We start from the raw sequence: 22,845 nt of genomic DNA on the forward strand, positions 1-22,845 counted from the left end.
CCTATCAATTCAACCCCAAATTTTTCCAATATCCCTTCCCGCACCAAATCCAATGCGCAATTCAGCGCTGTTTGACCGCCCATGGTAGGCAAAAGCGCATCCGGCCGTTCTTTTTCAATGACGCGGGCAACCTCTGGCCACAATACGGGTTCGATATAAGTGGCATCCGCAAGCTCAGGATCGGTCATAATCGTTGCCGGATTGGAATTAACAAGAATCACGCGGTATCCCTCCTTTTTCAAGGCACGCACCGCTTGTGTTCCAGAATAATCAAATTCACACGCCTGACCAATAACAATAGGGCCTGCACCGAGGATAAGGATGGAGTTTATATCTGTACGCTTAGGCATAAGGGGAGCTTAAAAAATAAAATTGACATATTTTATCGGCTTTGCCTAAAAATTTACACCTTTTGCTGTATCAATTTTGTGATTAGTGCCGCATCGGCCACTGCAGTGCGCATAACATGCCATACACGCATTACCATCTTCAATCTAATCCGTATTTTTATCTTTAAATGATGGCTCTGATACAAAAATCACAACAAGCAAGAATAAAAGAGAGACTCTGGCTTCACAGTCACGAAATTTGCGGAATGAGTGAGTTGCGCTAATTTTGAGTTTTACTCTTTGAGGACACAGTAATAATAAAAGAATATTCCTTCACTGCAGTAAAGACTGATACTTTTCCCCCTTGATACATCTATGAGGCGATTGATTTCGCAAGACTCTTTAAATGCAAATTTTTCGCTGTAAGTAAATTGCCCAAAGCAAATCTCTGGAATATTAGCCGTATTTCCAGTGGCGAATGCAGACCAGGGCAGCATTAGCAAGCACAAAGCTTTTAATAATTGTTTCATATTATAACCTTCATATAGCGAATTGAAATCAGGATCCATCAACCTAAATTGCGATTAAATATATGGAAAATTCGCCATTTAGGGGGATGATAAGCCTTGATACAGAAAAGCTGCATCAAGGCTACGGTTAATAGCGATAATAGTCAGGTTTATAAGGGCCATTCACATCAACACCAATGTAGTCAGCCTGTTCTTTCGTTAATTGGGTAAGCTTCGCACCAATTCGGCCTAAATGCAGGCGGGCAACCTTCTCATCCAAATGCTTTGGCAGGACATAGACTTCATGGGCATAATTGGCGCTATTCTGATAGAGCTCAATTTGCGCCAATACCTGATTGCTAAAAGATGCGGACATGACAAAGCTAGGATGCCCGGTGGCACAGCCCAAGTTCACCAATCGACCCTGGGCAAGCACAATAATCCGCTTTCCATCCGGAAAAATCACATGATCAACCTGGGGCTTGATGTTTTCCCATGGGTACTGGCGAAGACTTTGAATATCGATTTCCGAATCAAAATGGCCAATATTGCATACAATAGCCTGGTTTTTTAGGCGCAGCATATGTTCATGGGTAACCACATGGTAATTTCCGGTCGCGGTAACCACAATATCGACCTGCTCTGCGACATCATCAAGAGTGACCACGCGATATCCTTCCATGGCAGCCTGTAGTGCGCAGATTGGATCAATTTCAGCTATCCAGACTGTCGCCCCCAGTCCGCGCAGGGATTGGGCACAACCCTTTCCTACATCACCATAGCCAAGGATCAGCGCAATTTTTCCGGCAATCATGACATCAGTTGCACGCTTGATGCCATCGACCAAAGATTCACGGCATCCATATAAATTATCAAATTTCGACTTGGTTACCGAATCATTCACATTGAACGCAGGCATTTTGAGCTGTTTGTTGCGCGCCATTTCATAGAGCCTTGCAACCCCTGTGGTGGTTTCTTCAGAAAGCCCTTTAATGCCTGCAAGCAGATGCGGGTATTGCTCATGAACCAGTTTTGTCAGATCCCCGCCATCATCAAGCAGCATATTTGGCACCCAGCCGTTAGGCCCGGTAATCGTTTGCTCAACGCACCACCAGTATTCTTCTTCTGTTTCACCTTTCCAGGCAAAAACAGGGATACCCTGAACTGCCATTGCCGCTGCTGCATGATCCTGTGTTGAAAAAATATTACAGGAAGACCAGCGAACTTCTGCGCCTAAGGCAATGAGCGTTTCAATCAATACCGCCGTTTGGATTGTCATATGCAAACAGCCCGCAATTCGCGCGCCTTGTAATGGTTTTTTTGTGCCGTATTCTTCACGAAGCGCCATCAATCCCGGCATTTCAGTTTCAGCGATGGCAATTTCTTTTCTGCCCCATTCTGCCAAAGCTATATCGGCAACTTTATAATCCCGCATCATCACTTCACTTTCTTTAATCATGATTTCCTCTGATTTTTATAGGGCTTTGCGTAATTCATCAACCTTATTGAGACGCTCCCAGGGGAAATGGTCCCGCCCATAGTGGCCATAGTTGGCGGTCTCGCGGTATATTGGCCTCAATAGATCATGGTGGTTGATAATTCCTTGCGGCGTTAAATCGAAATGCGTATTAATCAAGTCAATGATGGTAGGTTCATCAAGCTTTGCTGTCCCAAATGTTTCAACGTGAATGGAAGTTGGTTCGGCAACGCCAATCGCATAAGAAACCTGGATTTCACATTTATCGGCTATGCCCGCTGCCACAATATTTTTTGCCGCATGCCTTGCCGCGTATGCCGCTGATCGGTCAACTTTGGATGGGTCTTTACCTGAAAAGCAGCCGCCGCCGTGTCTTGCAACGCCACCATAGGTATCAACAATAATTTTTCGACCTGTTAATCCGCAATCTCCTAACGGGCCGCCGATAACAAAACGCCCTGTAGGATTGATGAAAAATCGGGTTTGCGGAGTTAACCACTCCTCAGGCAATACGGGCTTGATAATTTCTTCACGTACTGCTTCTGTTAACTCCTGATGGCTGACGTCAGGTGAATGCTGAGTGGAAAAAACCACCGTATTGACCGAAACGGGAACGCCACCTTCATAATTCAGGGTTAACTGACACTTCGCATCCGGCCTGAGCCAGGGTAATCTGCCCTCCTTGCGAAGCTCTGCCTGACGCTTCATCATGCGATGGGCATAAGCAATAGGCGCCGGCATATACACATCTGTTTCCCGGCTTGCATATCCAAACATAATGCCCTGGTCCCCTGCTCCCAGTTGCTGGGTTTGCTGGTTATCAACCCCTTGGGCTATATCAGGAGACTGTTTGCCGATTGCGGAAAGTACGGCGCAGGATTCCCAGTCAAACCCCATCTCGGAACTGTTGTAACCAATATCTTTAATCACTTCGCGGGTAATTTCTTCAACATCTACCCAGGCACTGGTTGTAATCTCTCCTCCAACCAATACCATCCCCGTTTTTACAAATGTTTCACAGGCAACCCGTGCTTTGGGATCCTGTGCGATTATGGCATCCAATATGGCATCTGAAATTTGATCGGCTATTTTATCAGGATGCCCTTCTGACACCGATTCAGAAGTAAAAACAGAAGAAAATGTCATTGATTGCTCCTTTGATTAGTTCCTTTGGACATGAACTCAATAAATTGCTTAAAAATAATCTCGATATCATGCGGACCCGGGCTGGCTTCAGGATGTCCTTGAAAGCCAAAAGCAGGACTGTCAGCATGTCTAATGCCTTGCAGGCTTTGATCAAACAAGGAACGGTGAGTGACTTCCAAACATGGGGGCAATGATGCCTCATCAATTGCAAAGCCATGATTCTGACTGGTGACAAATACCCTTTTTCTGCCTTCTGTTTCAATCACTGGATGATTAGCGCCATGATGGCCAAATTTCATTTTGATTGATTTTGCGCCACTTGCTAATGCCAGAATCTGAAAACCAAGACAAATACCAAATAGAGGTATCTTTTTCTGCAAAAACTCCCGGGTAGCGGCAATGGCATAATCACAAGCCTTTGGATCGCCAGGCCCGTTCGACAAGAAAATTCCGTCAGGATTCAAGGCCAATGCCTCGCTTGCGGGCGTTTGCGCCGGAACCAGTGTCAAATGACAGCCGAGATCATGCAGTATGCGCAAGATATTATGTTTTACCCCATAATCGTATACCACTACGTGATATTTGGGCGGAAAGGAGCTGCTGGCCCATTCTCCACGGCCAGCGTGCCAGCGCTCTATTGTTTGCCTGGATACGGTTCTTGCCAGATCAAGGCCTTCTAAACCTGCGAAAGCACGGGCTTTTTCCAGGGCGTGTTCTTCTGTTAAGGTATGGGTGCTGATACAGGCATTCACTGCCCCCTGTTCACGCAGATGAAGGGTTAGTTCGCGTGTATCCAGGCCTGCTATCGCTATTACTCCCTGCTTTTTCAGCCAGTCAGGCAATGATTGCCGCGCTCTATAATTGCTGTATAGCGGAGGAGAATTTCTCAGCACAAGCCCGCAGGCCCAGGCACGGGAAGATTCCATATCATCCGGGTTGCAGCCGGTGTTGCCTACATTCGCTGTGGTTAGGGTGATAATCTGTTTGGCATAGGAGGGATCAGTAAGCATTTCCTGATATCCGGTCATTCCTGTATTAAATACCAGCTCGCCTACACAATCTCCATCAGCGCCTATGGAATAACCATGAAAAACTTTACCGTCGGCCAAGGCTAAAATTGCAGGTTTATAAATCATCAACAACTCTATGGGATTAGCTATTTGGACAAAATGTCATATTGTAACCTGCTTATGCGGGTAATAAAAGTTAAATCACCAAAACGGAAAGCACAAACTCTCCAAATTCTGATATACATTTTATGCTTGCATCAGCAGTCCGCCGTTTCAATTTCTTGCTGATATTCACCCGTCTGAATAGACCATAAGTGCCGATAATAGGTAGGGCTTTTCAATAATTCCTGATGCGTGCCCTGCTCAATGATTCTTCCTTTATCCAGAACATAGATTTTATCGGCATTGGTCACTGTAGAGAGACGGTGAGCGATAATGATGGTTGTTTTGTTATGTGAAATTTTAGCCAATGCCTGTTGAATAGCAAGTTCAGTGTCATTATCTACGGCAGAGGTCGCTTCATCCAGGATTAAAATCGGCGCATCTTTTAAAACAGCGCGGGCGATGGCAATACGTTGTTTTTGACCACCAGAAAGGAACGCGCCGCGCGGCCCCACATCTGAGAGCATACCATCAGGCAATTGGTGAATAAATTTATCTACTCCCGCTATACATGCCGCTTTCCAGATTTTGTCCATATCGGCATTTTTCTGGGCATACGCAATATTATCCGCAATACTTCCTTCAAACAGAAAAACATCCTGACTGACTAAAGCAATCTTTTCTCGCCAGTTTTTCAGATCAAAGCAATTAATATTTGCGCCGTTGCAGGTGATGTTTCCTGATTTGGGCAAATAGAAGCGGCAAAGAAGTTTAATAATTGTGCTTTTCCCTGAGCCGGACTCACCGACAAAAGCCACTGTTTCCTTGTCTCTAATGGTCACGCTGAAATCATCCAGCACTGGTTTTTCGCTGCCCAGATAGGAAAATACAACCTGATTGAAACTGATTCCTGAAGAATCGAATTGCTTCTTACCAGATACAAGTTGCTTTCCAGTTTGTTCTTCTTTCTCCCAGGTTAGCAAATTTAAAGCCCTTGTGGTCGAAGCCATGGCGCGCTGAAAATTAACCGTTACATCAGCCAGCATGCTAAACGGCCATAACAGGCGTTGCGACAAAAAGATTAACAGGCTGAATACGCCTACATTCATTGCCCCATGGATGGTTTTATATCCGCCAATCATCAGGGTAAATAAAAAGCCCGTTAAGATAATAATACGGATTACCGGAGTTACCATGGAGCTGATGACAATAGTTTCACGATTGGCATTCTGATAATCCTGGCTTAAAGATTCAATGCGCCTGCCTTCAAACTGTTCAGCCGTATAACTTTTAATGGTCATCAAGCCCGTTAAATTATTGGCGAGGGCTGCGGAGATATTCGCTGCTTTTTCACGCACCAGCAGAAACTTTGGTTCAAGTTTATGCTGAAAATAAAAAGCGCCAAGTAAAATAAAAGGAACGGGCAAAATAGCAAAAACCGTGATAATGGGAGAACAAATTAAAAAAATAATGCCTATTAATAGAGTAGAAGCAGTAATTTGTATGATTTGATTCAGTCCATCTTCTAAAAATCGTTCTAACTGGTTGATATCATCATTGATCGTGGCAATAAGCTGCCCAACAGCAGTTTTATCCACATCCTGCATGCGGGCTGACTGAATATGCTGATAGGTTTCCATACGCAAGCGGTGCTCAACCGCCTGAGCCAGATTTCGCCACTTTACGCTGTACAAATATTGAAAGACAGACTCAAGCCCCCAGGCTACAAAAGTCAGTACCCCAAGCATCACCAATTGAAACATCATATCGGGATTACCGAGCAAGGTGGCAAGCCATGAATTCTTGCGGTTAACCACCACATCCACAGCGACCCCAATCAGCACTTCGGGAAAAATATCAAACAGTTTATTTAATACCGAATACAAAGTCGCGGTGAGGTAATTTTTCCTTTCGCCCCGCATATAATTTAAAAGACGCAGGAAGGGATAGCGGGAGGTTTGCAGGTAGGTTTCTTTATCCACGGTTTAAACCTGTTAATTGAAATCAACGAATGGTGATCTTGAAATAGGCATAATACTCAATTGAAGGACAAAATCAACTTTTATTATTGAGCTGAATTTCATTTGGCAGTAAAGACTCTTTGAAAGAAGAGAAACGTTGACCAAGCGATTTACAATGAAATTCAGGAATCAGATTTTTTAACAAGATAAGCAGTTCATCATCCTGATGCAACACGCACGCGCGATTCAACATTCGAAAAATTTCAACCAGCTCTTTCCACTCAATCTGCCGAAACTTGGCTTTAAACAATTTTTCATGAGCAGTTTGTTCCAACTGCTCAGACGCATGAAACAATTCCTCAAACAACTTTTCCCCAGGGCGAAGCCCGGTATAGGTAATGGCAATGTCTTTCCCCGGCTCCTTTCCTGCAAGACGGATCATTTGCTCTGCAAGATAAGTAATTTTTACCGGCTCTCCCATATCCAATACAAAAATTTCGCCGCCTTCGCCGTTCACCATCGCTTGCAAAATAAGCTGGCACGCTTCCGACACAGTCATAAAATAACGCTGAATTTCAGGGTGAGTCACAGTCAACGGTCCGCCATTTTGTAATTGTTTTTGAAATAGCGGCACCACACTGCCGACTGAACCTAATACATTACCAAAACGCACAGTAATAAACTGGGTGGCAACCCGGGCATCAAGATTTTGACAATATATTTCTGCAGCACGCTTGCTGGCCCCCATAACGTTTGTCGGATTCACCGCTTTATCTGTTGAAATAAGAATAAATTTTTCCACTCCATGAGCAGCACTGGCGTCTGCAATGATTTGTGTGCCCAGGACATTATTATGTACAGCAACCCGAATTTGTGTCTCAAGCATTGGAACATGCTTGAATGATGCAGCATGAAAAACAACCTGGGGGCTAAATTTACGAAACAGCTCTTCAACAGCCACCGCATCAGTCACATTCACCAAGGCAAGCTCAATTCGTTTATCAGGAAAAAGTTCCCTAAGCTCCAGATCAATTTTATATAAATTGTATTCACTGTTATCGAGGATAATGAGTAATCCCGGCGCCAGAGTCAGAATTTGCCGGCAAAGTTCCGAACCGATTGAGCCCCCCCCGCCTGTTACCAAAACACGTTTTTCATTGACGCTTAATGCGATTTTATCCCAGTTCAGTTCGACCTGATCTCGACCCAGCAAATCTTCAATTCTCACTTCGCGCAATGCGTTCACCTCCACTCGCCCTGACACCAGAGCCTGGATGCTTGGCAAGGTTCGAAAAGGTACTTGGCATTGTTCGCAGTAATTCACAATCCGACGCATGGCAGCTGAACGTGCTGACGGAATAGCAATGAATATTAAATCAACAAGATGCAGCTGCACCAAATCAGGCATGTCGCGAATAGACCCAAGAACGCGCACACCATGAACCTCCAGCCCGCGCTTCCCCGGGTTGTCATCAATAAAACCTACTGGCAGATAAGAATGCGTGCGCTTTAAATCCCGCACCAGCCCTTCCCCGGCTTGCCCTGCGCCAATAATTAAAACCCGCTTTATGCCGTCTTGTGCTGCGGAAACGATTTTCTGATCCCAGTAAGAGCGCAAAAGCAAACGGCCACTACACAGCAAAGTAATCAAAACCATGCAGTATAAAGGCAGGACAGAACGCGGAATATCATGAAGCAGCGTAGATAAATACAATACAGGGATACTTAAAATGGTAGCGCTGATTGCAGCACGAAGAATACGTGTCAAATCACTTAATGATGAAAAACGCCAGAGTCCCCGATAAACTTTGAAATAGTAATAGCAGGCAATTTGCACCGTTGCCACCATAGCCAGAGCCGCCAGGATCTGAGGTTGTGTGAGCGAAACGGGAAAAGGTTGCATGTTGTAACGTAACCAGTATGCCATATACCAGGCTACAGGTATTGATAAGATATCAAAGGCCAGGACAGGAAGCTTTGGATAAATTTTCTGCCAATAAAAAACCATTTTTTTCATATTCATATCCATGACTGGTTCAATTGCTCTCTATAATCTGAAAGCAATCAATGCGCACAACCAAACTTTTTCCAGCAAGCATGAAGTATAAACGATGTTATGCAATTATGATAAAAAAATTTTATAAGCCTTAATTTGCGCAATTTGATTTTTAGATAATCAAGTATTTAAACCCAACAGAGTCAAGGCGAAAAAACACAAAAGATTGATGCAGGACAGATTATCCTTAAATAAAAGAAAAACAGGATCGTCGTTGTTTCTTTCCCGCGCTATCAGGAATAAAAATCGCCATATGCCGAATCCGGCGAAAGGGATGGTCAATAAAAAATAAAAGCCTTCATTGCGAGGATATATAACATAGAGCGCATACGTTATAAAACAACCGATCGCTATGAAATTGATCATTACATCCAATATGTGGGGATGGTATTTCTTAAGTGCCGTTCGACTTGCTTTTTTTAACTGTATATTCAGTTCAAGCCTTCTTTTCCCCAGTGCAATCAAAAGACTGAGTAAGGCAGCAGTAATTGCTAACCAGGTGGTAAGAGGCAATCCGATACCAACAGTGCCTGTTAATATGCGAAGCATAAATCCGCTCGCGATGCATAAGATCTCAAGTACGAGAATCGTTCGAAACCAGTGGTTATAAAAAAGATTGATAAGGAGATAAATACTCAGGATAAAAGCCACCTTGCTGGAAACCGCAAATGCGAGCATGTACCCAAAAAGCAACAAAAATGCGAGCGCCCATACCGCAAAAGCGACCGAAACCTGCGCGCTAGCTATAGGTCGATGGCGCTTGAACGGGTGAAGTCTGTCTTCTTCAATATCCTGTAAATCATTATAAACGTATGCTGCACTGGAAATTAAACAAAAGGCAAAAGCAGCCAACAATGCGCTGGGCCAATAACCAGAAACTTCAGCATAAATAACGCCCAGTAAGACAAAAATTGCCTTACTCCAGTGTGGAACCCTCAGCAATAAATATATTTTCCTAAACCACACCATGGCAGCGTCCAGTGAGTTATCATACGAGGAATCATGGAACATTTATGAAATTATCATATTTTCTGATACTGAAGAAGATACCCCTCTATTAAAGCGGAATTGATAAATAAATTAAAGAGTTAAAATGCAACAGTGCATCATGTATGTACAAAAGTCTATTCCTTGCCTAAAGCGGCAGCCTTGGGCGGCATTATTCTTAGACAGGATTTTCGCTGTCAATAAACTGATGTTTCAGGCCAAACGCCTCATTTAAATGATTGCCAAGATTAATAATGCCGTAACGTTCACTGGCATGATGTCCACAGGCAAAATAATGCAAACCAAGCTCTTTCGCTTGATAATAGGTACGCTCGGAAATTTCGCCGCTGATATAGGCATCAACACCAAGCGCATAAGCATTCTCTATATAATCCTGCGCAGCGCCAGTACACCAGGCTATGTTCTGGATCTCTTTTTTTCCAGCAGATATCAGCAAAGGGGCACGTTTCAATTTCGCCTGAATATGATTGGCTAAGGTTTCAGGTTCCATAGGCTTGGAAAAACGGCCGGACCATAACAGATTGGGTATCTTGCCAACCGCATGCATTTTTGGTGATTCGATTGCAAGCATTCTTGCAAGGCTCACGTTATTACCCAGTTCCGGGTGGCAATCCAGAGGTAAATGATAAGCAAAAAGACTGAGATCATGGCGGATTAATTCCCCAATGCGTTTCTTTTTAATGCCGGTAATACAGGCTTCCTCACCTCGCCAGAAATAGCCATGATGCACCAAAAGCGCATCAGCACCTTTTTTTATGGCTTCCAGTACCGCACTATGTGAAGCAGTTACAGCCGTACAGATTGTTTTTATCGTTTCACGCCCCTCTACCTGCATGCCATTTGGAGCATAATCACTATATTCTGCACAGCGAAGAAATTCATGCAAGTAGGAAGCCAGTTGATCCCGTTGCATCACCGTGATGAACACCGCTTAATATCTGCGCCAAGCATTGAAAGTTTTTCTTCAATGCGCTCATAACCACGGTCTACATGGTAAACACGCTCAACTCGAGTTTCTCCCTCTGCGACCAGGCCTGCAAGAATCAGACTCGCTGAGGCACGCAAATCAGTTGCCATAACCGGCGCTGCTGTTAGTTTTTCAATTCCCTTGACCATGGCAGTGTTGCCGTGAAGGCGAATATGAGCCCCCATTCTTTGCAATTCCTGTACATGCATAAATCGGTTTTCAAATATAGTTTCAACAATACTTGAAGCGCCATCAGCAATGCAGTTTAAAACCATGAATTGCGCCTGCATATCGGTAGGAAACCCAGGGTAAGGTGCTGTTGAAATATTGACTGCCTGAGGCCTTAATCCCTGCATATCGAGACTGACCCAGTCCTCGCCAATAGAAATAGCGGCGCCCGCCTCTTCAAATTTACAAAGAATCGATAACAAATTATCGGGCTTTACCTGCTTAATGGTCACCTGGCCACGGGTAATGGCGCCAGCCGCAAGATAAGTGCCAGCTTCAATGCGATCAGGCATGACGCTGTATGAACCGCCTCCCAAAGACTCCACACCTTCCACCTCAATGGTAGGCGTTCCAGCGCCTGAAATTTTAGCGCCCATCTGGATTAAAAAATTGGCCAGGTCAACAACTTCCGGTTCGCGCGCAGCATTTTTGATTATCGTTTTACCTTCAGCAAGCACGGCAGCCATCAAAATATTTTCAGTACCGCCCACTGTCACTGTGTCAAAGACCAACGTTCTGCCTTGCAAGCGCCTTTGCCTGCAGCGGGCTTTGATGAAGCCATTCTTTACGGATATCTCAGCGCCCATTGCCTTTAATGCATTCAAATGCAAATCAACCGGACGCGTTCCGATAGCACACCCTCCCGGCAATGATACATCAGCCTCTCCAAAACGGGTGAGCAACGGTCCCAATACAAGGATTGAGGCACGCATGGTCTTAACAAGTTCATAAGGTGCGACAAATTCATTAATGTGGCTTGCATCAACCTGGACATTCATTTTTTCATCAATAATTAATTGAGCTCCCAGCTGTCCAAGCAGTTCCATCATGGTGGTCACATCTTTTAGATGAGGCACGTTTGAGATTGTTACATTATCATTGGCAAGTATAGTCGCTGCCATAATAGGCAAAGCGGCATTTTTTGCACCAGAAATTAGCACCTCACCTTGCAACGGCTTGCCGCCGTTAATAATTAATTTATCCATGCTGTTTCTCCCATTCTTCCCTGGTCCAGGTTTGCATGCTTAATGCGTGCAGACGCCCGCTGGTAATATAGTGTTTTAACCGGCTGTAAACCCATTGCTGCCTTGCTACTTTGGACTGATTGCGGAATGCATCAGAAACAATGGTTAAATGGTAATGATACCCATCACCTTGGACCTGAGCAAAATCGACTTCTTTTATTTCCTTAAGAAAATTTTCTAATTCTTCATTGCTTATCATCTAATCTTCCATCCGTTAAAACGGTTTCTACTCCGCAAAATTTTGCCAGGGCATACACTTTATCTGGCAAACCTTCTATTTTTAGGATTTTATTGTACTTTTTGCTCATTCTTTTAGCCTCAATCAGCAAAGCAAGACCTGCACTGTCAAAGTGCCTGACCTCATGAAAGCTAATGCTTAATGAAGCGCCGGCTGGATCAAGAAATAAAGGCAGCATCCGTTCGTATTCTTGTTGTACCGTATCAATAGTCAACGTACTGGCTGGTTTGAAAATGGTGTCCACTTTAAGCTGCCTTTTGTTTACGCATTTGCTGGATTAATTCTTGCATATTCGAATTTTGCAAAACCTGGCTGAACTGGGAACGAAAGCTTTGCAGCAGGCTCACCCCTTCCACACTCAGATCATAAATCTTCCACTGGCCATTTTTGGAAACAAGGCTGTAGCTTAACGGAATATTTTGACCGTTAGAACGAACAATAACGCTGTTCACCCTGACAAACCGGCTGTTTATACCGCCGCGTAAGGGTAAAAATTTGACCTTTTCATCAGAATATTCCGCCAAGGGGCTGGCATAAGTACGGATAACCAGTTGTGTAAACTCTCGGGTAAACGCACGCTTTTCAGCTGCAGTGGCTTTATTCCACACATTGCGTCCAAGCACGGAGCGCGACATGCCCGTTACATCAACGATAGGCAGCAAATGTTGCTCGACTGCACGGTAAATAACCTGATGATTTTGTTTAAGATGCCCCCGATTTTGCTTCAAGCTGTTGATAACCTGATTGGCGGCATTTTCAAGCATGGGAACAGGAGAAGATTGCGCCCAAAGCAAAGAACTTGCGATTACAGAAAGAAAAAAAAGCGATGCTTTAATCGTTTTCATATGTCACCTTCTTATTATTTCCAAAATCCTTTTTTACTGAACTGACTTTGCAACCGACCGCCTAAAATGGCCGTGTGTGCAGTTACCCTATTTTTTAATATTAAACAACAATTGGCCAATCAGATTCTCAAGAATTATTGCTTCCTGAGTTTTGGCAATGACATCACCCTCGCGCAAATAGGGATGATTTTTATCATCTTCGCTTTCAAAACCGGGTACAATGCTGATGTAATTAGAACCCAGCAATCCTTCCGTTAAAATTCGCGCCGAAGTATCTTCATACGGTATCGGTTTGTCTTTGCGAAGCGACATGGTCACTGTCGCATTCAGATCATCAGGCTGCAATTCAATTTTGGTAACCTCGCCAATTTTAACACCGGCTACTGTCACCGGCGCGCGTACTTTCAAGCCGCCAACATTGGTAAACTCTGCCGTTACCCGATACGTTTTTCCAGAAGAAAAATCATCAAAACCACTGACTTTAAGCACCATAAAACACAATGCCATTAAACCCAGCAGCATAAATAATCCAACGCTTAAGTCGATGAAACGCTGCTTATTCATTTACCAGTCTCCAATCATCATCGCAGTCAATAAAAAATCAAAGCCAAGGACCGCCAGTGATGAAAACACCACAGTGCGTGTTGTCGCCTCACTGATTCCCTTGGCAGTTGGAACGCATGTAAAGCCTTGAAATACCGCAGTCCATATCACCAAAAATGCAAACACTACGCTTTTAAGAAGGCCGCTTAGTACATCTGTATATACATGAACTGCCGATTGCATATTTGACCAGAATGAACCTGCATCAACACCTAACCACTCGACCCCTATCGCATAACCCCCATAAACGGCTACCGCAGAAAAAATCAAACTGAGTAAAGGCAAAGCAATAATGCCCGCCAAAAATCGGGGAAAAATGACTCTCCCAAGCGGGTCGATTCCCATCATATCCATACTTGAGAGTTGCTCTGTAGCTTTCATCAAACCGATTTCCGCAGTCAATGCAGAGCCCGCCCGTCCTGCAAATAACAAGGCGCTGATAACCGGCCCTAATTCACGGGTAATGCTTAAAGCCAATAATTGGCCTAATTGGCTGCCGGCACCAAATTTTTCAAGAGTATTGTATCCCTGAAGTCCAACGACCATGCCAATAAAAAGCCCTGAGACAATAATAATCAGGCAAGATAAAACGCCCACAAAATAGAGCTGAATGCGCAATTCCGGCCAGAGGCGAAAAAAATCAGGTTTTCGCCATAATGTCCTCAATAGAAAAACCCCGGAACCGCCTATCATTCGCAGCGTCCCCAAACCGCTTTGCCCAAGCCGGGCAATCATATCAAGCATCGAATAACTCCTCAGTATATGCTTTTGCCGGATAATGGAAAGGCACAATGCCATCTGGCTCGCCATGCATGAACTGGCGAATGCGAGGCTCAGCTGATTTTTGCAGTTCCAGAGGGGTTCCCTCACCAACAACTTCACCGCCTGCGATCAAATAGGCATAATCAGCGATAGAACAGGTCTCATTCACATCATGAGAAACGATAATTGTTGTGATATTGAGTAATTGATTAAGCCGCTTTATCAGGCGCATTAAAACACCCATTGAAATGGGATCCTGGCCGGTAAAAGGTTCGTCATACATCATCAACTCAGGATCCAGGGCTATGGTCCTGGCCAGCGCTACACGCCTTGCCATCCCGCCTGATAATTCCTCTGGCATAAGATGCGACGCGCCGCGCAAACCCACAGCTTCAAGTTTCATCAAAACGATAGCCCGCAGCAGCGCTTCACTTAAATTGGTATGCTCCCGCAATGGAAAGGCCACATTGTCATAAACTGATAAATGGGTGAATAAGGCGCTGTTTTGAAATAACAAACCCATTTTCCGCCGAGCCATAGAAAGCTCTTTATGCGGCAACCGGTGAATATTTGCGCCGTTTACAAGAATTTCCCCTTCATTTGGCAAAAGCAAAGCACCAATCAAACGCAGCAGGGTGGTTTTACCGCTGCCGCTTGGCCCCATGATGGCGGTGATTTTCCCGCGGCGTATAGCCAGATCGACGCCGTCAAAAATGAGGCGATCCTGGTGGGAAAATCTTAAATTGTTAATTTCTACTAAATTATCGGGCATATCATTTCCAGTTTTTACCCAACACTAAAAACGCAAACGGATATTATATATGTCTAAAAATTATATTGCGAGAATTCAATACAATAGAAAGTTTTATGGCTATACAGAGTATGATAAACTTAGGTACCCGTTCTTACAGGCTAGATGGGCTTATGAATTTTTGCAAATTAGGTCTTGCAGTCATTGAAACTGAAGCACAGGCTGTATATGAATTAACACAACGCATTGATGAGCGTTTTGAAAAGGCATGCAAACTGCTTCTTGCCTGCAAAGGCCGTATAGTTGTCACCGGCATGGGTAAATCAGGCCATATAGGCAACAAAATTGCTGCTACATTTGCAAGCACCGGAAGCCCCGCTTTTTTTATGCATCCCGGGGAAGCAAGCCATGGCGATCTGGGCATGATAACCCCGCAGGATACAGTGGTTGCCATATCAAATTCCGGCTATACTAATGAACTCATAGTACTTTTGCCCTTGCTCAAGCGGTTACAGGTTCCGTTGATTACATTAAGCGGCAATCCAGATTCTACACTTGCCAAGGCGGCAGATGTCAATCTAGACCTCAGTATACAACAAGAAGCCTGCCCTCTTGGCCTTGCTCCAACAACCAGCACCACAGTTGCCCTTGTGATGGGAGATGCTTTGGCGATCGCTTTATTGCAAGCCAGAGGATTTAGCGCCGAAGATTTTGCCTTGTCTCACCCGGGCGGAACTCTGGGCAAGCGCCTGTTGTTACGTATTGATGAGTTATGCCACCAGGGTGATGAATTACCTGTGGTGGATGAAAATGAGACCATCCGTCAAGCCCTAATTGAAGTCACCGCCAAAAAACTCGGGATGACTTGTGTGGTCAACGGCCACGGTTACCTGGTTGGCATTTATACCGACGGGGACGTGCGCCGCAGCCTGACTCAACAATATGATATCAACACCACCCCCCTAAAAGAAGTCATGACCAGAAATTGTCGTACCGTCCGCCAGGGTCTCCTGGCGGCAGAAGCCCTGGCCATCATGCAAAAACACAGCATTACGTCACTTGTTGTAGTGGATGAAAAAAATCGGCCGACTGGCGTCATCCACCTGCATGATCTGCTGCGCGCTGGAGTTTTTTGAACCAAATATATTCAAAATGGAAAAATGATGAAAGAAATATTAGAAAAAGCTAAAAAAATTAAATGCCTGATTTGCGATGTAGACGGCGTCATGACTGACGGCCTGCTTTATATCGATAACGCCGGTAATGAGTTAAAGGCATTTCATGTGCAAGACGGCATGGGTTTAAAATTACTGCTGGCAGCAGGGATCGAAGTTGCCGTCATAACCACGTCCCAAAATGCTGTTATTGAGCACCGCATGCGTCAACTTGGCATTCATCTTTTTTATACAGGACAAGTAGAAAAACAAACTGCCTTTCAGCGCTTAAAAATAGAATTGGGTTTAAAAAATGAAGAATTTGCCTATATTGGAGATGATCTGCCTGATTTACCTGTCATTCAACAGGTTGGACTCGGCATTGCAGTAGCCAATGCCGTGAATCAGGTAAAAGAATTTGCAGCCTGGCATACCCAATCCCCTGGAGGCCGCGGGGCTGTGCGCGAAGTGTGTGACTTTATTTTAAATGCGCAAAACAAACTCGAAACCGCTTTACAGGGGTATTTTGCTTCATGAACAGCGATCATTTGTCTTTTAATCAGCATCTTGGGGAAAAGCCATCATGAATGCGGCCAAACAAGCAGCCTGGCTATTTGCAGCCTTGATTTCTCTGGCCTGCTGCGGATGGTATTTTGCCAGCTCATCCCATATCGCACAACTCGATGAACATACTTTATCAACGACTCCAGATACCATAGTCAATCAGTTAACGCTCAAGCAATTCGATGCAAACGGGCGATTGATCAATTCCCTGAATACCCCTTTATTGAAGCATATTCCGGCGAATAATACTCACTGGTTCATGAAACCGAGAATCCTTATCACGCAAGCTGCTGATGAGGCTCCCTGGGAAATTAATGCGCTCGAGGCCACCTCTCTGTTTGGCGGCGAACAAATTACATTCAACAAAAATGTGATTATTCACCAACGATCGGGCAAACATCCGGAAAGCACCATAAAAACGGAAGAAATGATTTACTATCCGCAAAAAAAGCTGGCTGTCACCGAACAAGAGGTGACCTTCTTTCAGCCAGGCAATATAGTCAAATCACTCGGCATGAAAGCTTATCTGGATAAAAAGCAGGTGCAGCTCAGCCGGGCACGAGGTATTTATGATCCAAAACAAGGTTAGCCAAAAGAAACCTTTTTATCCCTCGGCTCTTTCAGTCAGGGAATTCTGCTGCTCTATTCTGCTGCTTTTTCTTATTCCCTGCCATGCATTGGCTTTGCCAAATGATCGTGAGCAAGTGCTCATGCTCCAGGCGGACACTGCGGATCTCAACCAAGAAACTCATCGCGGCATCTATATTGGCGATGTGCAGCTTGATCAGGGCACAACCCATGTCCGTGCGGCAGAAGCAATTACAGTTGGGGATGCCAATAATAAGCTGGTTATGGCAAAGGCGACAGGCAATCAAGATGCCCAGGCCCATTATTGGAGCACCCCTGAGAATGGCAAGCCCCCCCTTCATGCCTATGCAGATGAAATTTATTATTATCCCGATAAGCACCTTATCAAATTAATCGGCAATGCCCGCGTAGAACAAGGCAAAAATTCCTTTTCTGCGCCAGAAATCATCTATGATACAGAAAAACAGCACGTTGTAACCCAAAAAAATAATAAAGCCCGTGCTACGATTATTATTCATCCTGAGAAACATTAATGACTGTATTATCCGCCGCTCACCTTCAAAAATCTTTCAAATCAAGACGGGTTGTCAATGACGTAAGCATGCATATTGCCCGCGGCGAATGCGTGGGCTTGCTTGGGCCAAATGGCGCGGGTAAAACCACTTGTTTTTACATGATTGTCGGCTTGCAATCCTGTGATCAAGGTCAGATTCAATTAAACGGCAATGACATCACCAACAAGGCCATGCACGAGCGGGCAAGGCTTGGCATTGGTTACCTCCCCCAGGAGGCTTCCATTTTCCGTAAAATGACTGTCGCAGAAAATATTTATTCCATTCTGCAATTGCGTACTGATCTGGATAAAAAAGCGCGACTTGAAAAACTTGAACAGCTGATGCATGAATTTCATATCTCTCATCTGGAGAAAAGTCTCGGAATGAGTTTATCGGGAGGAGAACGCCGCCGAGTGGAAATAGCAAGGGCTTTGGCCATTGAGCCTTCTTTTATTTTGCTAGATGAGCCTTTCGCAGGAGTTGACCCAATTTCGGTTATTGACATCAAAAAAATTATTTTACAACTTTGCGATAAAAATATTGGTGTACTAATCACTGATCATAACGTTCGAGAAACGCTTGATATCTGCGAACGCGCATACATCGTCAGCCAAGGCAGGATTTTGTGTGAAGGACATCCCGAAGCAATTCTAGCCAATCAACAGGTCCGTTCTGTTTACCTCGGTGATGAATTTTCTCTGTAATATCAGAGCGTTTTGGCAATCGTTTTATGGCTAAAAACAGGGCATGGTTTGCACAAGTTTTAGCTTGAGTTTGTTAAATAGAGCATGCTATGCTCCTCAATTAAGCTAAAATTCAAGCTAAATCATCCCAATTTTTAGCTCACGACATGAATCATCAACACACCCTATGCTGTTACTCATCGATAATTATGACTCTTTTACCTACAATCTGGTGCAGTATTTCCAGTGCCTTGGCCAGGAAGTCAAGGTGATAGCCCATGATCAAGTTTCGCTCTCTAACATTGCAGAGCTTGCTCCTGAGTATCTGGTCATTTCGCCTGGGCCCAATGCGCCGGAAGACGCGGGCATTTCTTTGGACGCAATCAAACATTTTTACCAGAAAATCCCAATTCTTGGCGTCTGCCTTGGGCATCAATGCCTGGCCCAGGCATTCGGCGGGAAAATCATTGGGGCTAAAGAGATACTTCATGGCAAAACTTCAAATATCAGGCATACCAGACAAGGCTTGTTTAAAGGCCTGCCAAACCCTTTTGCCGCAACGCGATATCACTCGCTGGCCGTTGAAGCCGCGACTTTACCTGACTGCTTTTCGATAGATGCCTGGGCAGACGATACCGTCATGGCGATTTCCCATCGTCAATACCCTCTTTTTGGTCTACAATTTCACCCTGAAGCCATCTTGTCAGAATATGGGATGGATCTCCTCAAGAATTTTTTAGACTATGAATATTCAGCAATTATTTGAAGAATTATTAGCAGGCCATGATCTCTCCCCTGATGCTGTTGGCTGCATCATGAAACAATGCATGCGCGGCGAGTTATATGATGCGCAAATTGCCGCATTCCTTGTTTTAATGCGCCAAAAAGGCGAGAGTGTCAGCGAATTAACTGCCGCGGCAAATGTCATGCGGGAATTTGCCCACCCAATTGATCTGGGCAATCATCTGGTGGACATTGTCGGCACAGGAGGAGATGGTAAAAACACGTTTAATATTTCAACCGTCAGCAGTTTCGTCATCGCCGCGGCAGGCGCCAAGGTCGCAAAGCATGGCAATCGTTCCGTATCAAGCAAAAGCGGCAGCGCCGACTTATTACTTGAGGCCGGCTTTAAACTGGATTTGCCGGAGGAAGCTTTGCGCCGGTGCATTAACGAATGTAACATTGCTTTTTTATTTGCCCCTCATTTTCATCAGGCCATGCGCCATGCCCGCCTTGTCCGCCAGCAACTGGGCATTCGTACCTTATTTAATCTTCTGGGTCCAATCACCAATCCTGCCAGAGCAAGCCATCAGGTGGTTGGGGTATTTCAGCATGATTGGCTGATGCCTCTTGCTGAGGTGCTTGCAAATACAGGGAGCGAGCATGCGCTGGTCGTTCACGCAAAAGATGGTCTGGATGAAATCAGTATCGCTGCTGAAACAGATATAATCGAATACCATCAAGGTAAGTTCAAACGATGGACGATTGATCCAACTGTATATGGATGTGCGCACGATTCCCTCGATGGGATTATTGTAGAGAACGCTAAAGAAAGCCTGGCGCTTGCCGAGTCTGTTTTAACAGGAAACAAAGGCCCTGCCCGCGATATTGTTTTGCTCAATAGTGCCGCTGCAATCTACTGCGCAAACCTTGTACCAACTTATCGCGAGGCCCTGGCAAAAGCGGCCGATGCGATTGACAGCGGCCAAGCCCTGAAATGCTTTAATCAGTTACGTATTTTAACCCAGCCAAGCTAAAATTTATGAACAGTATACTAGAAAAGATAGCAGCCAAAAAAAGAGATGAAATCAACCTGGCCAGGCAGAAGAGACCAGTTCACTCAATCAATCCCCAGGAATTTCCAAGCCCTCGGGATTTCATTGCTGCCATCAGGGCCAGGCAGCCGGCGGTCATTGCTGAAATCAAAAAAGCCTCACCCAGCAAAGGAATTATTCGTGCTGATTTTCAAGTCGGTGAAATTGCTAAAACCTATGAGCAACATGGAGCAAGCTGCCTGTCCGTGCTGACTGATATTCATTTTTTTCAAGGGCATCCGACTTATATTGCACTTGCCAAAACCCATAGCTCCTTACCCGTATTGCGCAAAGACTTTATTATCGATGAGTACCAGGTTTATGAAAGCCTCATCCTCGGCGCAGATTGCATACTCCTGATAGTTGCCATGCTGGATGATAACCAATTACAGGCTTACAGCGAGCTCGCCGAAGAACTCGGCTTGGCAGTTCTCGTTGAAAGCCATACCCGAGAGGAACTTGAACGCGCTTTAAAACTTCCCACGCCGCTGATAGGCATCAACAACCGAAATCTGCATTCTTTCGAAACAAACTTGCAGTGCAGTATAGAATTACAAAAATATATACCTGAAGACAAGATTATCATCAGCGAGTCGGGAATTTATACCCGTTTTGATATTGAACTCATGCAAGCTCATGGAATTAATACTTTTTTAATTGGCGAGAGCTTCTTGAGAGCAGACGATCCTGGCGAGGCATTACAACTTCTGCTTCATCACCGCTAAACACCACTATTTATTTGTTTTGCTATGCTAAATTTAGCATAATGTATCTTTTTTTTTCCGAATGCTTATGACACAAAACAAATTAACCGTAAATTTACTAAAAAAAATTGTTGCCTTTGCTGAAAAAAATCACGAAGGCGATGTAGCCAATTATATTCCTGAACTCGCCAATGTGAATAAGGAAACCACAGCCATCGCCGTGTCTCAAATCGGCGGCGAAACGCTCATGCACAGTAATACCGACCTCACTCCGGTTACCTTGCAAAGTACAGGCAAGATAGTCCCCTTGATTGGATTGCTTGAAGAATTTGGCGCAGAACAACTGTTTGAGTGGGTCAAAGTTGAGCCTTCCGGAGATGATTTCGCATCAATCACACGGCTTGAGCAATTTGGGCCAAAACCATCCAACCCCATGCTTAATGCAGGAGCCATCACTCTCTGTTCACATATTCCGGGTATTGGCGAACAACAATTTGCCTGGTTAGAAAACTGGGTTAACAAATTATTTAATCAGCATCTACGCATCAACCCCCTTGTTTTTGCTTCCGAAAAACGAACAGGCGATAGAAACCGTGCGCTTGCTTATTTGCTGAAAGGCAGAAATTGCCTGGCTACGGGTGTAGACGAAACTCTAGATTTATATTTTACTCTCTGCTCATATGAAGCAACGATTGAGCAAATGCTATACTTGCCTACCCTGCTTGCAAACTATGGCAAGGATCCTCGGAGCAACCAGCAAGTGATTTCCCAGGAAACCTGTCAAATCACTTTAGCCATTATGGCAACATGCGGTCTTTATGACGAAACAGGCACCCATTTGGTACGCACCGGAATGCCCGCAAAAAGCGGCGTTTCAGGGTATACGATCGCGGTTGCTCTTGGCAAGGCAGGTATTGTGGTACTAAGCCCGCGGGTCAATCGAAAAGGAAACAGCATACGCGGCGAAATCATGCTCGAGGAACTGGCCAAAACCATGAATTGGCATTTTGCCAGCCCTTAATTATCGGCAATCGGACAACGCGAACTCATGTTACTCAAGTTCTGGCTCCGGCATATTGGGGGATCCAGGCTCCGGTGTCTCAACCGGTTCTGGTTCCGGAGTATCCGGCGACAAAGGCTCCGGAGTATGTACAGGCTCCGGCTCTGGCGTATCCACCGGTAGATTTGGAATTTCATCTGGTTGCTGCATGGCATTCCCCTTGGATCTCGTCAGCATATGATTTAATCAATTGAACCTTAGTAGGTATGTATATAATTTTCCAGCTGTTCAATCTCGCGCATCTTATCTTCCAGCAAATTTAATAGTAAGTCGCCGATAGAAACAATGGCGATTAAGGCTTCGTTTTCATCTGTTACCAGAATGTGACGACGCCTGGTAACCGTCATGACCTCCATTGCTTTTTCAACAGTATCTGTTTCTTTTAATACACTGACATCGGCATAGAGTATTTCATAAGCTTTGGTGGACTCAGGAGACAATCCTTTATAAAGCAGAGAGCGGATGATATCGCGCTCGCTGACAATCCCCAGAATGTTTTCATCATCGGTGACGACAAGCGCGCCAATATTGTCCTCAACCATCATGGCAACGCAGCGGGATACAGCAACATCTGGATGCACATAAACAATAGGGCGTCTTGGCTCTGGAAGAATGGAATGCAATAAGTTTGCCATAATTACTCCCTGTTTTTTAATCCTGCAGAATGAATACTAAATGAATACTATAAGTATAGCCATGTTTAAAAA

At 44.7% G+C, this 22,845-nt stretch carries 27 protein-coding genes; 9 read left to right on the forward strand and 18 right to left on the reverse strand.

Annotated features, from left to right (window positions below):
* From Llon_RS11770 to Llon_RS08265, 16 genes are all read right to left on the reverse strand, one after another.
* A partial coding sequence (locus Llon_RS11770; protein ID WP_475001236.1) for a carbamoyl phosphate synthase preATP-grasp domain-containing protein occupies positions 1-350 on the reverse strand: 350 nt, incomplete at its 3' end.
* A 272-nt stretch (positions 351-622) separates the two neighbouring features.
* Entirely contained in the window at positions 623-859 is a 237-nt protein-coding gene (locus Llon_RS08195) for a hypothetical protein (RefSeq protein ID WP_131754644.1), read from the reverse strand.
* Between the two features lie 127 nt (positions 860-986).
* Complete coding sequence (gene ahcY / locus Llon_RS08200; protein WP_058529583.1) at positions 987-2,297, reverse strand: adenosylhomocysteinase; 1,311 nt, start codon at positions 2,295-2,297, stop codon at positions 987-989.
* A 15-nt stretch (positions 2,298-2,312) separates the two neighbouring features.
* Positions 2,313-3,461 (reverse strand): methionine adenosyltransferase, encoded by a 1,149-nt coding sequence (metK, locus tag Llon_RS08205; RefSeq protein ID WP_058529584.1) that lies wholly within the window; start codon positions 3,459-3,461, stop codon positions 2,313-2,315.
* The gene (gene carA / locus Llon_RS08210; protein ID WP_058529585.1) at positions 3,458-4,597 is read right to left on the reverse strand and encodes a glutamine-hydrolyzing carbamoyl-phosphate synthase small subunit; all 1,140 of its coding nucleotides are present in this window, start codon (positions 4,595-4,597) and stop codon (positions 3,458-3,460) included. Before carA ends, metK begins: the two co-directional genes overlap by 4 nt.
* A 131-nt stretch (positions 4,598-4,728) precedes the next feature.
* Positions 4,729-6,555, reverse strand: coding sequence for an ABC transporter ATP-binding protein (locus tag Llon_RS08215; RefSeq protein ID WP_058529586.1), 1,827 nt, complete (start codon positions 6,553-6,555; stop codon positions 4,729-4,731).
* A 73-nt stretch (positions 6,556-6,628) separates the two neighbouring features.
* A complete protein-coding gene (locus Llon_RS08220; protein WP_058529587.1) occupies positions 6,629-8,551 on the reverse strand; it encodes a polysaccharide biosynthesis protein in 1,923 nt (640 codons plus the stop codon).
* Between the two features lie 159 nt (positions 8,552-8,710).
* Positions 8,711-9,559 (reverse strand): decaprenyl-phosphate phosphoribosyltransferase, encoded by an 849-nt coding sequence (locus Llon_RS08225; RefSeq protein ID WP_058529588.1) that lies wholly within the window; start codon positions 9,557-9,559, stop codon positions 8,711-8,713.
* Between the two features lie 196 nt (positions 9,560-9,755).
* Positions 9,756-10,514 carry a Nif3-like dinuclear metal center hexameric protein gene (locus tag Llon_RS08230; RefSeq protein WP_083503297.1) on the reverse strand — a complete coding sequence of 253 codons (759 nt, stop codon included), beginning with the start codon at positions 10,512-10,514 and terminating at the stop codon, positions 9,756-9,758.
* The gene (gene murA, locus Llon_RS08235; protein WP_058529590.1) at positions 10,511-11,779 is read right to left on the reverse strand and encodes a UDP-N-acetylglucosamine 1-carboxyvinyltransferase; all 1,269 of its coding nucleotides are present in this window, start codon (positions 11,777-11,779) and stop codon (positions 10,511-10,513) included. The genes Llon_RS08230 and murA overlap by 4 nt, the downstream gene beginning before the upstream one ends.
* The gene (locus tag Llon_RS08240; RefSeq protein ID WP_058529591.1) at positions 11,772-12,017 is read right to left on the reverse strand and encodes a BolA family protein; all 246 of its coding nucleotides are present in this window, start codon (positions 12,015-12,017) and stop codon (positions 11,772-11,774) included. The genes murA and Llon_RS08240 overlap by 8 nt, the downstream gene beginning before the upstream one ends.
* Entirely contained in the window at positions 12,004-12,300 is a 297-nt protein-coding gene (locus Llon_RS08245) for an STAS domain-containing protein (RefSeq protein ID WP_058529592.1), read from the reverse strand. The genes Llon_RS08240 and Llon_RS08245 overlap by 14 nt, the downstream gene beginning before the upstream one ends.
* A 1-nt stretch (position 12,301) precedes the next feature.
* Positions 12,302-12,901, reverse strand: a complete 600-nt coding sequence (locus tag Llon_RS08250; protein ID WP_058529593.1) for an MlaC/ttg2D family ABC transporter substrate-binding protein — start codon at positions 12,899-12,901, stop codon at positions 12,302-12,304.
* Between the two features lie 87 nt (positions 12,902-12,988).
* Positions 12,989-13,465: an outer membrane lipid asymmetry maintenance protein MlaD gene (gene mlaD / locus Llon_RS08255; RefSeq protein ID WP_058529594.1), complete on the reverse strand. Its 477-nt coding sequence runs from the start codon at positions 13,463-13,465 to the stop codon at positions 12,989-12,991.
* A complete protein-coding gene (gene mlaE, locus Llon_RS08260) occupies positions 13,466-14,248 on the reverse strand; it encodes a lipid asymmetry maintenance ABC transporter permease subunit MlaE (protein WP_058529595.1) in 783 nt (260 codons plus the stop codon).
* A complete protein-coding gene (locus Llon_RS08265; RefSeq protein WP_058529596.1) occupies positions 14,241-15,038 on the reverse strand; it encodes an ATP-binding cassette domain-containing protein in 798 nt (265 codons plus the stop codon). The genes mlaE and Llon_RS08265 overlap by 8 nt, the downstream gene beginning before the upstream one ends.
* 152 nt (positions 15,039-15,190) lie before the next feature.
* Here Llon_RS08265 and Llon_RS08270 point away from each other — a divergent pair, with 152 nt between their 5' ends.
* The 9 genes from Llon_RS08270 to glsA all read left to right on the forward strand — a co-directional run bounded on the left by Llon_RS08270 (position 15,191) and on the right by glsA (position 22,099).
* Entirely contained in the window at positions 15,191-16,153 is a 963-nt protein-coding gene (locus Llon_RS08270; protein WP_058529597.1) for a KpsF/GutQ family sugar-phosphate isomerase, read from the forward strand.
* A 27-nt stretch (positions 16,154-16,180) separates the two neighbouring features.
* Positions 16,181-16,708, forward strand: coding sequence for a 3-deoxy-manno-octulosonate-8-phosphatase KdsC (gene kdsC / locus Llon_RS08275; protein WP_058529598.1), 528 nt, complete (start codon positions 16,181-16,183; stop codon positions 16,706-16,708).
* Positions 16,709-16,754: 46 nt separating this feature from the next.
* The gene (gene lptC / locus Llon_RS08280) at positions 16,755-17,324 is read left to right on the forward strand and encodes an LPS export ABC transporter periplasmic protein LptC (protein WP_058529599.1); all 570 of its coding nucleotides are present in this window, start codon (positions 16,755-16,757) and stop codon (positions 17,322-17,324) included.
* Positions 17,305-17,856 (forward strand): lipopolysaccharide transport periplasmic protein LptA, encoded by a 552-nt coding sequence (gene lptA / locus Llon_RS08285; RefSeq protein ID WP_083503298.1) that lies wholly within the window; start codon positions 17,305-17,307, stop codon positions 17,854-17,856. Before lptC ends, lptA begins: the two co-directional genes overlap by 20 nt.
* Complete coding sequence (gene lptB, locus Llon_RS08290; RefSeq protein WP_058529600.1) at positions 17,856-18,581, forward strand: LPS export ABC transporter ATP-binding protein; 726 nt, start codon at positions 17,856-17,858, stop codon at positions 18,579-18,581. Before lptA ends, lptB begins: the two co-directional genes overlap by 1 nt.
* A gap of 166 nt (positions 18,582-18,747) precedes the next feature.
* Positions 18,748-19,326, forward strand: coding sequence for an aminodeoxychorismate/anthranilate synthase component II (locus Llon_RS08295; protein ID WP_058529601.1), 579 nt, complete (start codon positions 18,748-18,750; stop codon positions 19,324-19,326).
* Complete coding sequence (gene trpD, locus Llon_RS08300) at positions 19,304-20,317, forward strand: anthranilate phosphoribosyltransferase (RefSeq protein ID WP_058529602.1); 1,014 nt, start codon at positions 19,304-19,306, stop codon at positions 20,315-20,317. The genes Llon_RS08295 and trpD overlap by 23 nt, the downstream gene beginning before the upstream one ends.
* Positions 20,318-20,322: 5 nt before the next feature.
* Positions 20,323-21,099, forward strand: a complete 777-nt coding sequence (gene trpC / locus Llon_RS08305; protein WP_058529603.1) for an indole-3-glycerol phosphate synthase TrpC — start codon at positions 20,323-20,325, stop codon at positions 21,097-21,099.
* A 67-nt stretch (positions 21,100-21,166) separates the two neighbouring features.
* A complete protein-coding gene (gene glsA, locus Llon_RS08310; protein WP_058529604.1) occupies positions 21,167-22,099 on the forward strand; it encodes a glutaminase A in 933 nt (310 codons plus the stop codon).
* 30 nt (positions 22,100-22,129) lie between these two features.
* On the opposite strand, the gene Llon_RS11430 is transcribed toward glsA, so the two are convergent.
* On the reverse strand, positions 22,130-22,288 hold the full coding sequence (locus Llon_RS11430; RefSeq protein WP_157079317.1) for a hypothetical protein: 159 nt from the start codon (positions 22,286-22,288) through the stop codon (positions 22,130-22,132).
* A 47-nt stretch (positions 22,289-22,335) separates the two neighbouring features.
* Positions 22,336-22,773 carry a CBS domain-containing protein gene (locus tag Llon_RS08315; RefSeq protein ID WP_058529605.1) on the reverse strand — a complete coding sequence of 146 codons (438 nt, stop codon included), beginning with the start codon at positions 22,771-22,773 and terminating at the stop codon, positions 22,336-22,338.
* Between the last annotated feature and the right edge of the window lie 72 nt (positions 22,774-22,845).

It is taken from the genome of Legionella londiniensis (assembly GCF_001467825.1).
Lineage (GTDB): Bacteria > Pseudomonadota > Gammaproteobacteria > Legionellales > Legionellaceae > Legionella_A > Legionella_A londiniensis.

Coding starts and splice junctions, on each gene's coding strand:
- Llon_RS08195 (WP_131754644.1), bottom strand. CDS start 859: ATGAAACAATTATTAAAAGCTTTGTGCTTGCTAATGCTGCCCTGGTCT.
- ahcY (WP_058529583.1), bottom strand. CDS start 2,297: ATGATTAAAGAAAGTGAAGTGATGATGCGGGATTATAAAGTTGCCGAT.
- metK (WP_058529584.1), bottom strand. CDS start 3,461: ATGACATTTTCTTCTGTTTTTACTTCTGAATCGGTGTCAGAAGGGCAT.
- carA (WP_058529585.1), bottom strand. CDS start 4,597: ATGATTTATAAACCTGCAATTTTAGCCTTGGCCGACGGTAAAGTTTTT.
- Llon_RS08220 (WP_058529587.1), bottom strand. CDS start 8,551: ATGAAAAAAATGGTTTTTTATTGGCAGAAAATTTATCCAAAGCTTCCT.
- Llon_RS08225 (WP_058529588.1), bottom strand. CDS start 9,559: ATGGTGTGGTTTAGGAAAATATATTTATTGCTGAGGGTTCCACACTGG.
- murA (WP_058529590.1), bottom strand. CDS start 11,779: ATGGATAAATTAATTATTAACGGCGGCAAGCCGTTGCAAGGTGAGGTG.
- Llon_RS08240 (WP_058529591.1), bottom strand. CDS start 12,017: ATGATAAGCAATGAAGAATTAGAAAATTTTCTTAAGGAAATAAAAGAA.
- Llon_RS08250 (WP_058529593.1), bottom strand. CDS start 12,901: ATGAAAACGATTAAAGCATCGCTTTTTTTTCTTTCTGTAATCGCAAGT.
- mlaD (WP_058529594.1), bottom strand. CDS start 13,465: ATGAATAAGCAGCGTTTCATCGACTTAAGCGTTGGATTATTTATGCTG.
- mlaE (WP_058529595.1), bottom strand. CDS start 14,248: ATGCTTGATATGATTGCCCGGCTTGGGCAAAGCGGTTTGGGGACGCTG.
- Llon_RS08265 (WP_058529596.1), bottom strand. CDS start 15,038: ATGCCCGATAATTTAGTAGAAATTAACAATTTAAGATTTTCCCACCAG.
- Llon_RS08270 (WP_058529597.1), top strand. CDS start 15,191: ATGAATTTTTGCAAATTAGGTCTTGCAGTCATTGAAACTGAAGCACAG.
- kdsC (WP_058529598.1), top strand. CDS start 16,181: ATGAAAGAAATATTAGAAAAAGCTAAAAAAATTAAATGCCTGATTTGC.
- lptC (WP_058529599.1), top strand. CDS start 16,755: ATGAATGCGGCCAAACAAGCAGCCTGGCTATTTGCAGCCTTGATTTCT.
- lptA (WP_083503298.1), top strand. CDS start 17,305: ATGATCCAAAACAAGGTTAGCCAAAAGAAACCTTTTTATCCCTCGGCT.
- lptB (WP_058529600.1), top strand. CDS start 17,856: ATGACTGTATTATCCGCCGCTCACCTTCAAAAATCTTTCAAATCAAGA.
- Llon_RS08295 (WP_058529601.1), top strand. CDS start 18,748: ATGCTGTTACTCATCGATAATTATGACTCTTTTACCTACAATCTGGTG.
- trpD (WP_058529602.1), top strand. CDS start 19,304: ATGAATATTCAGCAATTATTTGAAGAATTATTAGCAGGCCATGATCTC.
- trpC (WP_058529603.1), top strand. CDS start 20,323: ATGAACAGTATACTAGAAAAGATAGCAGCCAAAAAAAGAGATGAAATC.
- glsA (WP_058529604.1), top strand. CDS start 21,167: ATGACACAAAACAAATTAACCGTAAATTTACTAAAAAAAATTGTTGCC.
- Llon_RS11430 (WP_157079317.1), bottom strand. CDS start 22,288: ATGCAGCAACCAGATGAAATTCCAAATCTACCGGTGGATACGCCAGAG.
- Llon_RS08315 (WP_058529605.1), bottom strand. CDS start 22,773: ATGGCAAACTTATTGCATTCCATTCTTCCAGAGCCAAGACGCCCTATT.